Raw genomic sequence first — 10,945 nt, 5'->3', positions numbered from 1 at the left:
TACAACGGAGAGGGGTGAACTACATCCCTCTTTATTGGCGTATCCGCTTTTCGATTGTCTGGCTCCAGCGCCTAGGGGTTCGGAGGCTCACAGGATGTGAGTTATGCAACCATTGCCGCAGGAAGCGGCGAACTTAGGTTGCGCTCCCTAAGAGTCAGCCCAGCTATTCGACAAAAAACGCCGCATAGCCGGTCCGCCTTATGCCTGTCGCGGGCCTGCAGGATGCAGGTCATGCAGCCATTGCCACAGGAAGTGGCGAACTTAGGCTGCGTTCCCTTACTCGGCTGCCTTGCGCTTTTCGACTGTCTAGCTCCAGCGGCCAGATGCTCGGGGCACAAGTCATTTTGCTGTGGGGGCTGAGGTACGCCTCCTCGCAAACTGTCTTGTGCCTTTCGCGGGCCTGCAGTATGCAGGTCATGCAGCCATTGCCACAGGAAGTGGCGAACTTAGGCTGCGTTCCCCTAAACGGCCGCCTCCGCTTTTCTCGTCTTGATTTATCAGAACTTTTCTTATATAATGATTATAGTGGGAATGAATGATCATTCATTTAATCAAAAGGGGATGAACTTATGAATCTAGTTACGCGAGTACACGAAACTGCAATGACACAGCCTGAAAAAGCGGCTTATCACTTTATGGGGAAAGATACATCATATGCAGAATTCGATCAATCGGTATCCATGTTCGCATCTGCACTGCAAGACCTTGGCGTTGGCAAAGGGGATCACGTCGCATTTCTGCTAGGTAATACACCTCATTTCCTTATATCGCTTTACGCGACAATGCGAATTGGTGCAACAGCAATTCCGGTCAATCCAATTTACACGCCAGACGAAATTTCGTATATCATACATAACAGTGATGCGAAAGCAGTTATCGCGCTTGACCTTCTTTTGCCACTTGTTGAACAGGCTGCGGGCGCATTCCCAACTGTTGAGCATTATGTAATTTGCGAAACGGTTCCGGAAACACCAGAGAAAATCGCCGCACTTCCGGCTGCAGTGAAGTCGAAAGTCCGTTCATTCACACAACTCATTACTACAGGAAGACCTAATCAGGAACCCGTTGTTGTTGATGAAAATGAAACCGCTATCATTCTGTATACATCAGGCACGACGGGACAGCCAAAAGGCGCGATGCTGACACATGGTAACCTGTATTCAAACGCGCGTGATGTGGCGGATTACTTGGATTTCACGGAAGATGACCGTGTTGTAGCGACGCTGCCGGTATTCCATGTCTTCGCGCTTACAGTCGTTGTCAATGCACCACTAGTAAAAGGTGCAACGATTTTATTGCTACCGCGCTTTAGTCCAGCAGAAGTATTTAAAGTCGTGAAAGAACAGCAGGCTACTATTTTCGCGGCTGTGCCAACAATGTACAATTTCTTATACCAGTTCCCAGACGCTGATCCGAGCGATTTCAAATCTGTTCGAACTACAATTTCTGGGGGATCATCATTACCGGTCGCATTGCTGCATAATTTTGAAGAGAAATTCAATGTAAGGGTTTCTGAAGGATACGGCTTGTCTGAAGCATCACCTGTTACATGCTTTAATCCGACTGACCGCGAGCGTATTCCAGGTTCAATCGGAACGAATATCATCAATGTCGAAAATAAAGTCGTTGATGAATTGGGCAATGAAGTACCAGATGGGGAAGTCGGCGAATTAATCGTACGCGGACCGAACGTCATGAAAGGCTATTACAAAATGCCTGAAGAAACGGAGTCCGCTATCCGTAATGGCTGGTTGTACACGGGGGATATGGCGAAACGCGACGAAAATGGCTATTTCTACATCGTTGACCGTAAAAAGGATCTTGTTATCGTCGGAGGCTATAACGTTTATCCACGTGAAGTTGAAGAAGTATTATTCGCTCACCGTGACATCATTGAAGCGGCAGTCATTGGCTTACCTGATCCCGATTTCGGTGAAGAGGTCCATGCATTTGTTGTCTTAAAAGAGGGTGTCAAAGAGGACAAAGAAGCGTTGATCGCATACTGTGCGGCTCGTTTGGCGAAATATAAGGTACCAAAACAAATCGAGTTTTTAGATGAACTGCCGAAAAACACGACTGGTAAAATATTGAGACGGTCATTGAAAGACCAAGTGAAAATCTAACAAGATAGACCTCTCCGGGTTGTTGACGGGGAGGTCTTTTAGTGGTGAGTAAGGTGTGAAATAAAAAAGGGCTAGTCCCAGCAAGCCGCTCAATTGCGACTTACGGGGTAGCCCATAATCCTTTTAAAATCCGAAGTTACACCCGCAAGAACGGTGCTTGCGGTGGCAATGTTGATGATTAGAATTCCTACACTGGTCACAACCAGTATCAGGTCTCCAAACACGACTTACTCCGGTATGTCTGAATGTGATTGTACACGTATTTTGCGGTCTGTTTTCTGAACAGCATTGCGAATGACTGTGCTGTGGTTTGTGCGAACGACACCCACATCTGCAATCGTTACCATGTTTACCGACATTTTGGTTATTATTCATTGGAAAAGAAGACATACCCTTACCTCCTTTCATCTTTATTAAGAGAAAGAAAGTGGATAACTATTCTTTATATAAGAATCATATCGCTGTTATATATACGAAAAATAAAGAACTACATTGAATTCGCTACGGCTACCCCTCCCCCTTGTAAGGTAACTTCGCTAAGTTTATATAGATATTCACATATACAGTAACTAATCTTTCCCTCACCTTAAATTATGTGGCTGTCCCACAAATGACAGGGACAAACGTTTATAGTGTAAAAATAAATAACGTTGGAATGTAGACGATAACGAAAATCCCTCTCAATAGAAAGGGGTTTTCGTTACACTTCATTTAGTTGCAAGAATTGCTATGAATGCAAGTGCTAAGGTGATTAATTAGTAGCCGCCACAGCAAGGACGCCGCTTTTGGCAAGTCTGCTGTTTTTTACAACAAGGACGTCGCTTTTCGCAAGTCTGCTGTTTTTTGCAGCAAGGACGTTGCTTTTCGCAAGTTTGCCGTTTTTTACAGCAAGTGCGTCGTTTTTCGCAAGTCTGCTGTTTTTTACAGCAAGTGCGTCGTTTTACGCAAGTACGTTTCTTGTCGCAAGTATTGTGTTTCTTCGAGCTAGAACGTTTCTTGTCGCAAGAGCGTCGCTTGTTGCTTGGAAGTATTGGACCAAAGACTGTACGTTTCTTGTCGCAAGTATTATGTTTTTTCCAACAAGAACGGCGCTTACTGCTTGTGCAATGTCTGCTGCTTGTGCGGCGCTTACTGCTTGTGCAATGTCTGCTGCTTGTGCGGCGTTTACTGCTTGTGCAATGTCTGCTGCTTGTACGGCGTTTACTGCTTGTGCAATGTCTGCTGCTTGAACAACGTTTACTGCTTGTGCAATGTTTGTTACTTGACGGCTCTTGGAACATAAAGTTGTCTAACCCCAAGCTTACCACCTTATTAATCGCTTTTTGAATGTCATCGTTACTTAAAAATTGAGACACGTTAAACCTCCTTTTTTTTTGTAGATAAAGAATGAAGACTTGCTCATATTCCATTTACGGATTGCCTCAAATCCTTACTCTCCACTTAATGTACGTTTACGTACACTAAGTGTCCGAGACAAACGCACACACTTCGAGAAATAATTAGAAGTGGGCGGGAAGTGAGTCAATTCTTAAAAGATAAGAAAGAAAACCTTTTAAACTTAGATGAGCTTCATAAGTCAAACCAGATAAGTGGAAAAATTCATAGTTTCACTGGAACCATGCCCTGCACTATATTTAGTACTTGTTATTTCTCCTTCTATTTGGTCGCTTGCCGGAATCATGTTGATCCTTGTTAGAAATTGTTTGATTTTGAGAAGTGTTTCTATATCTGTTAGCATTGTTCTGTTTATCACGAGGATCCTGAGACATTAAGTTATCTAACCCTAAGCGATCAGTTCTTTTCTTTACTTTTTGTATTTCATTATCAAAAAATAGCGACATGTCCGCCCTCCTTTTTCGCTTATTGGGAGAAAGTACCACGCAATCCTTCCTCTCTCCTTAAAGTACGCGGTTGTACCAAGAGGGTTAGAGACAAATGCTTGCACTTGAAAAATAATTACTATTATGTTGAACAAATGAATACGGCTTATGCGCTTTACAAGGGCTTTTGGGAAGCCACTGAAAAAGTCCCAATACTTGGGATTAAATAGAAATCCTACGAATATCGCTACGGCTACCACGAAGTCGCGCCTGCGCTGGATGGTCTATGTGAGAAAGGGCATTGTAGATTTTTTGAATATATTTATATATGTTGAATCCGGTATATATACTGAGCGAAGGCGCCTTAACAGGGGGAGCCGAAGCTGCTTGGCTTATGGCGGGAGGCATCCCCTAGCGCCGTAGCGGTTCAATGGAGTTTTTTATTTCAACATATATAGTGTCAACTAGTAATCACAGTATAATCTCGGTATATACATCCCAAAATCATATTTCTCTCGATAATGAACACCAAAAGCGCCAAGTGTTCTACAATCCACATCCCGAATTACAACTCTTTCATTATCGAGAACCACAGCAGATTCAATGGGATTTTTTTAATTCAACATATATGGTTAGAGTAACATCGAGCATTTGAATACATACGTATAGTATAAAAGTGAAGGGATAGAATTCACGTGGATATTGACATGGAAGTACCTGAGTATCAGCTTTTTATTCACCCTAACTTTGTAAGCGAGCTTCGGAAAGATGTTTGGATGGACGATCCAGTTTCCGCAAAGTTGACGATTAATAAAAAGAAATATGAGATTGATATTGTATATCGTGGTTCCCATATTCGGGAGTTACGAAAGAAATCATATCAGCTCTCATTTTACAAACCGAGCATATATAGAAAGGCAAAAGAATTTCATTTGAATGCGGAATTTAAAGATCCATCATTGTTGAGAAATAAATTGTCTTTTGATTTTTTTAATGAGATCGGCTGCTTATCACCTAACTCTCGTTTCGTTTTTGTGAAACTGAACGGGAAAAACGAGGGGATATATTTAGAAATAGAATCAGTGGATGAATTTTTTCTGGCGAATCGGCAGCTACCAGAAGGACCGATCTATTATGCGGTCGATGGGGATGCAAACTTTTCATTAATGAGTAATCTTGATAAAGAAGTAAAGAAATCACTCACGTTAGGCTATGAAAAAAAATGTGTCACTGAGCAAGGTGATAATCAGTTACAAGAAATGATAGTTAACATCAACACCGTTCCAAGAGAAGAATTTGAGCATGAAATCGTAAAGTATGTGAACGTAGATAAGTATCTACGCTGGCTCGCGGGGGTTATTTTTACCCAAAACTTCGATGGATTTGTTCATAACTATGCACTTTATCGTAATGGGGAGACGGGTTTGTTTGAAGTTATCCCATGGGATTACGATGCGACATGGGGAAGAGATGTCAATGGTGAAAGCATGCGAGAAGACTATTTGAGAATCGAAGGATTTAATACATTAACCGCAAGGATTCTTGATGTGAAAACTTTTCGGATGCAATACAAGAACCTATTAGAAGAGATATTAAACAGTAAGTTTAATGTGGAGTATATGAAACCTAAAATACAAGCAATGCATAATTTAATAAGACCCTATGTTCTAAAGGATCCTTATGAAAAAGACAATATGGCCGAATTTGATCAAGAACCGGATTTCATATTGGCCTATATTGAGGCTAGGGGAAACTATATAAGGAGCCAATTGGACACATTGGATTAGGCGGCAATACGAAAAACCCATTAAATAATGGGAAGCTCTTAGATGGCAATGCTGAACAAGTCGTGAAACGTTTTGGGGGAAGAGGCATCATTGAAGAGCAAGCAAGATTCGTCGATTCAACTGTGATGGTGAAGAGGAAATTATTATGGTGTGCTGGGAATCAGAGAGGAATTAGAATCAGTGGAGTAAATTTGATAGCAACATAAAAACAGCGGTGTCTTTTCATATGAAAAGCTGCCGCTGTTTTTGTGTGCGAATTACGAGTAGCGGTGATAACGGGGTTGATGCCGGTGATAATCGAAGCCATGGCGGTGATAACAGGCCCGATGGCGGTGATAAATGAACCCAAGGCGGTGATAACGATTCGTTAGATATACGATACAATAAAGTTGGTTATGAATTGGCATACTGCGTGGAGGAAATGGGGTGAATTGTTCCTCATCATTTTTTGCTTGTACACGTGAAAGTTTTTAGGAAGATTATAAAAACTCTATTAAATCTTCACCGAGGACATAACACCAATTGACCGGCTATATAATTAACCCTTTCCAAAGCGGAGAGGGGTTGATTATTCATTATCCAAAATAATAATTAGAAATCTGATTGATAAATTCCTCTTCAAGCTCTCCTTTCTTTTTCACCAGTATATATGTTGAAACGGTCGGTAATTCGAATAGGTCAAAATGTGGCTGCATAAGTCTACCTTCAATCAGTTCACGCCGGACGATGGAATGAGGAAGGAATGAGATGCCTAATCCTTCCTGGATGAACCGTTTTGCAATGTGCGCCTGTGTGACTTTCATCGTCCGTATGCCAGGAATGCGTTTATTGAGAGTGAAAAGTAAGTCATCCCAATAGACGGGGTGATGATGCGTAAATAAGTAGTTTTTCTGTAGTTCTTCAGAAACGTCAATAGGTGGGCCGCTTTCCTCATCGTATGGATCTGTTGGTATGATGAATAAAATAGGATCTTTGTAAATCAGGATTGATTCAATGTTTTTGAACGTAGCATCGAGTGCTGAAATACCAAGATGCACATCACCATTGTCGACAAGTTGCTCAATCATTTCCGATTCTTCGATGCGAATAGATAGTTCGACTTCGGGATGATGCTCCATGAATGTCCGTAATAAATAAGGTAAGATCGTTTCGGCCATTAACGGTGAAATTGCGATGGTCCAATTGCGGCGATAGCCTTGCGAAAACGCATGCATCCGACTCACACTCGCGTCCGCGTCTTTAGTAAGTCGAACAGCTTCAATATAAAAAAACTTCCCGGCATCGGACAAAGTGACGCGGTTGTTTAGTCTATCAAAAAGTTTGCTACCAAGTTGTTCCTCTAAAAGACGAATATGCACGGTTACGCTTGGTTGGGATAGCATCAATTTCTCGGAAGCTTTACGGAAATTTAAGGTCTCAGCGGCGACAATAAATGTTTTGAGCCATTGAAAATCCATTAAGTGAACCTCCTTTTGATTAATAATACTAATTGATTTGATAAAAAACATTCAATTTCCGTAATTATACCTTCGCCTTATACTAAAGAAAAGAAGGAGGAATAATCATGTTTCAAAAAGGGTTGAAAGATGTTATTGCGGTACACACGAAAATCGCGTCGGTCGATGGAGAAAAAGGGGAATTGCGATATAGGGGTGTTTCTATAGGCGACCTCATAGTGACGCATTCATTTGAAGAAGTGGCTTATTTTATGTGGACTGGCGTATTGCCGGGAGAAAGTGAACTTTGTATATTGAATGAAAAACTGATTGCGGGAAGAGAACTTCCTCTACATGTTGTGAAGATTATTGATGCACTTCCTGCTGATATGCCACTGATGGATGCGATACGGACGGCGGTTTCCGCTTATGGACACCCTGCGTTTAAGGATGAAATAATCGAGGATCAGGCGCTTGTTTTGACAGCGGCACTTCCAGTGATTATTGCGCGCCATTATCGAAATCAACAAGGACAATCAATCGTTGAAGCGGATCCGACTTTATCGCACACAGCGAATTATTTGTGGATGCTAACAGGCGTTATCCCAAATGACGTACAAGTCGAGGCGCTCGAAACGTATTTGAAATTAACGATGGAACACGGATTGAACGCGTCGACTTTTGCAGCACGAGTCACCATTTCGACTGAATCCGATTTGACATCTGCAATCACGTCGGCAATCGGAACGATGAAAGGTCCGTTACATGGAGGCGCGCCATCGGGTGTCATCGATTTGTTGGAGGAGATGGAAACGCTTGGAAATATCCGTCCAGTCATTGAGGCTAAAATGATACGCGGGGAACGCATCATGGGGTTCGGCCACCGAATTTATAAAACGGAAGATCCTCGGTCAGTTCTTTTGAGAGATAAATGCATCAGTATGTCGGGGGAAGATGACTGGTTGGACTTGGCGACAGCAGCTGAAAAAGAAATCATATCTTTGCTGGAAGAGTATAAGCCGGGCCGGAAATTGTATACGAACGTCGAATATTATGCCGCAGCTATCATGCGTTCAATCGAAATGCCGTCGGAACTGTTCACACCAACGTTTAGTGCAGCAAGAATCGTCGGCTGGACAGCGCATGCGATTGAACAGTTAAGTGACAACACCATCTTCCGACCACAATCGGTGTTTGTAGGCGAAATGGTAGTTTTGGATGAGAGGTTTCATGTGGGAAGATGATTGTGTCGTGACAGTTTGGTGTTGCCCTCACAGTTTTGAAGTTAGCCATGACAGTTTGACGATTTGTCCTCACAGTTAGTCGACTTGCCATGACAGTTCCGCGTTGTCCTCACAGTTTTGAAGTTAGCCGTGACAGTTTGATGACTTGCCCTTACAGTTAGTCGGTTTGTCATGACAGTTCGGCATTGCCCTCACAGTTTTGAAGTTAGCCGTGACAGTTAGACGATTTGTCCTCACAGTTAGGCGACTTGCCATGACGGTTCCGTGTTGCCCTTACAGTTCGTCAGCTTGCCATCACAGTCTCACGACCAGCCCCCATAGCTCCACACCAGATCTCCTTTGCCACACAAGGAGATCATTTTTTTATACCCATGAAAAAAGGGAAACTGTTACGAATGTCGAAATAAGTAGATAGAGAAGAAATAAGGGGGAATTAGCAATGGAAAAACGTAAACTGGAAGTAGCTGACCTATTTAAATTACAGTCTGTGACGGATCCGCAATTAGCACCGAATGGCAAGGAAGCAGTATTTGTAAAAACGCATATTGACGAGGAAGACAATAAATATATAGCGAATTTATTTCACGTAGATCTGGAATCGAACGAAGTGACGCAGTGGACGCATGGCAAAAGTACGATTTCATCACCTGAATGGTCTGCCGATGGGAAACAAATCGCCTTTTTATCGGACCGGGAAGAGAAGAACCAGTTGTTCATCCTACAGGCAAGAGGTGGGGAAGCACAGAAAGTAACCTCATTCGAAAAAGGCGTTTCGGGTTTCCTTTGGTCGCCGTGCGGCAAGAAAATTTGGGTGGACGCAGTCGTGAAAGAAGGCAAGACGTTTACAGATAAAGAAGAAAAGGACGAAAAGAAAAAGCCGCAGCCGTACCGCGCCACGAAAATGAAATATCAGATGGACGGGGCAGGCTTGTTGCCACAAGATACGTACAAACAAATCGGCCTTGTCGACATCGAAACGGGAGAGGTAACGCAGTTCACTGAGGGAAATTTCCAGCATGGATTGCAAGCCATATCGCATGACGGCAAGAAATTAATTATCGGAGTCAACCGAAAGAATAATATGGATTTCGAATTCCGTCAACCGCTAATTATTGTAGACGTTGAAACGAAAGAAGAAACGGTTCTTGTCGATGAAGAGGGCTATTTCGGCGGCGCCCAATTTTCCTTTGATGACCGTTACATCGCATATGTTGGTTCAGACCGATCATTCGAAAATGCGACACATAGCAGTTTGTACGTTTATGACACGGAAGACGGTATGCGCATGAATTTGACGGAAAGCATAGACGCACCGGTTGGGGATGCAGCAGTTGCGGATCATCAGCAAGGGGCGGATGCACCGTCTGCAGTTTGGACAAAGGATAACTATTTGTATTTTCAACTGTCGACAATGGGCGATATCCGTCTGTACTTTGCGTCACTCGAAGGGGAGTTATATCCCGCAACACCTGAAAATGAGCATGTATATGGCTATGATATTTCAGTCGACGGCGAGTTTGCGCTCGTTGCAGTCAGCAATGCCATTAATCCGGGAGAGCTATATAAACAGACAATCGCAACAGGCGAACGACAAGCCATCACTTCATTCAACGCAACGTATTTAGAGGAAGTTGAACTTGTTGAACCAGAAGCAATTGTCTATAAAGGGGCGACAAATTGGGACGTGCATGGTTGGTTAATGAAACCGGCGGGCTACGTTGAAGGGACTAATTATCCGCTAATCGTCGAAATTCACGGCGGTCCGCACGCAATGTATGCGAATACGTTTTTCCATGAGTTACAGCTATTGGCGGCGCAAGGATATGGGGTCCTCTACGTTAATCCACGCGGAAGCCATGGCTATAGCCAGAAATTCGTAGATGCCGTACGAGGAGATTACGGTGGCGGAGATTATGAAGATATTATGGCTGGCCTTGACTATGTTTGTAAAGAAAATAGCTGGATCGACACGAACCGACTTGGTGTAACAGGTGGGAGCTATGGCGGTTTCATGACGAACTGGATCGTTGGGCATTCTGATCGTTTCAAAGCAGCTGTCACGCAACGTTCGATTTCTAACTGGATCAGTTTCTTTGGCGTATCCGATATTGGTTACTACTTCAGCGATTGGCAAATCGGCGCTGACATGACCGACGTTGACAAGCTGTGGGAACATTCACCGCTGAAATATGCGAAACACGTTGAGACTCCGCTGTTAATTTTACACTCGGAAAAGGATTTCCGTTGCCCGATTGAACAAGCAGAGCAGCTGTACATCACATTAAAAAGCATGGGGAAAGAAACGGAATTTGTCCGCTTCCCAGATGCAAATCATAACTTATCGCGCACTGGTACACCGAACTTGCGCATTGCAAGGTTGGACGAGATAACAGGCTGGTTCGCGAAATATCTATAAACAGAATCAGGAATGAAGAAAAACCAATGCCTCTGTTAAAAAGGAGCGTATTGGTTTTTTTCTGAAGAACACCTATAAGTGGCTACTAGCTAGTTATGCGTATTGCACATTCCTTTTTA

At 43.1% G+C, this 10,945-nt stretch carries 7 protein-coding genes and 1 pseudogene; 5 read left to right on the top strand and 3 right to left on the bottom strand.

Annotated elements, in window-relative coordinates:
- The first annotated feature begins 569 nt into the window (after positions 1-569).
- Together MKX62_RS02295 and MKX62_RS02290 are read left to right on the top strand one after the other, a co-directional pair.
- On the top strand, positions 570-2,123 hold the full coding sequence (locus MKX62_RS02295) for a fatty acid--CoA ligase family protein (RefSeq protein WP_067212073.1): 1,554 nt from the start codon (positions 570-572) through the stop codon (positions 2,121-2,123).
- A 785-nt stretch (positions 2,124-2,908) separates the two neighbouring features.
- Positions 2,909-3,352 carry a hypothetical protein gene (locus tag MKX62_RS02290; RefSeq protein WP_340740571.1) on the top strand — a complete coding sequence of 148 codons (444 nt, stop codon included), beginning with the start codon at positions 2,909-2,911 and terminating at the stop codon, positions 3,350-3,352.
- 45 nt (positions 3,353-3,397) lie between these two features.
- On the opposite strand, the pseudogene MKX62_RS24380 reads toward MKX62_RS02290, so the two are convergent.
- Positions 3,398-3,532: pseudogene (locus tag MKX62_RS24380) on the bottom strand (hypothetical protein); the annotation flags it as partial.
- 225 nt (positions 3,533-3,757) lie between these two features.
- Complete coding sequence (locus tag MKX62_RS02285; RefSeq protein WP_067212067.1) at positions 3,758-3,964, bottom strand: hypothetical protein; 207 nt, start codon at positions 3,962-3,964, stop codon at positions 3,758-3,760.
- Positions 3,965-4,650: 686 nt separating this feature from the next.
- Between MKX62_RS02285 and MKX62_RS02280 the strand changes: the two genes are divergently transcribed.
- Positions 4,651-5,730 carry a CotH kinase family protein gene (locus MKX62_RS02280; protein ID WP_340742532.1) on the top strand — a complete coding sequence of 360 codons (1,080 nt, stop codon included), beginning with the start codon at positions 4,651-4,653 and terminating at the stop codon, positions 5,728-5,730.
- A gap of 575 nt (positions 5,731-6,305) precedes the next feature.
- Here the strand turns inward: MKX62_RS02280 and MKX62_RS02275 are convergent.
- Positions 6,306-7,187 (bottom strand): LysR family transcriptional regulator, encoded by an 882-nt coding sequence (locus tag MKX62_RS02275; RefSeq protein ID WP_340740570.1) that lies wholly within the window; start codon positions 7,185-7,187, stop codon positions 6,306-6,308.
- 107 nt (positions 7,188-7,294) lie between these two features.
- Here MKX62_RS02275 and MKX62_RS02270 point away from each other — a divergent pair, with 107 nt between their 5' ends.
- Together MKX62_RS02270 and MKX62_RS02265 are read left to right on the top strand one after the other, a co-directional pair.
- A complete protein-coding gene (locus tag MKX62_RS02270; protein ID WP_340740569.1) occupies positions 7,295-8,410 on the top strand; it encodes a citrate synthase/methylcitrate synthase in 1,116 nt (371 codons plus the stop codon).
- Between the two features lie 439 nt (positions 8,411-8,849).
- Positions 8,850-10,826: a S9 family peptidase gene (locus MKX62_RS02265; RefSeq protein ID WP_340740568.1), complete on the top strand. Its 1,977-nt coding sequence runs from the start codon at positions 8,850-8,852 to the stop codon at positions 10,824-10,826.
- Positions 10,827-10,945 lie beyond the last annotated feature (119 nt).

Origin of the sequence: Sporosarcina sp. FSL K6-5500 (genome assembly GCF_038005665.1) — a bacterium.
Lineage (GTDB): Bacteria > Bacillota > Bacilli > Bacillales_A > Planococcaceae > Sporosarcina > Sporosarcina psychrophila.
Note: the sequence above shows the minus strand (reverse complement) of the source record. Positions and strands in the feature narration are given on the sequence as shown.

Coding starts and splice junctions, on each gene's coding strand:
- MKX62_RS02295 (WP_067212073.1), top strand. CDS start 570: ATGAATCTAGTTACGCGAGTACACGAAACTGCAATGACACAGCCTGAA.
- MKX62_RS02285 (WP_067212067.1), bottom strand. CDS start 3,964: ATGTCGCTATTTTTTGATAATGAAATACAAAAAGTAAAGAAAAGAACT.
- MKX62_RS02280 (WP_340742532.1), top strand. CDS start 4,651: ATGGAAGTACCTGAGTATCAGCTTTTTATTCACCCTAACTTTGTAAGC.
- MKX62_RS02275 (WP_340740570.1), bottom strand. CDS start 7,187: ATGGATTTTCAATGGCTCAAAACATTTATTGTCGCCGCTGAGACCTTA.
- MKX62_RS02270 (WP_340740569.1), top strand. CDS start 7,295: ATGTTTCAAAAAGGGTTGAAAGATGTTATTGCGGTACACACGAAAATC.
- MKX62_RS02265 (WP_340740568.1), top strand. CDS start 8,850: ATGGAAAAACGTAAACTGGAAGTAGCTGACCTATTTAAATTACAGTCT.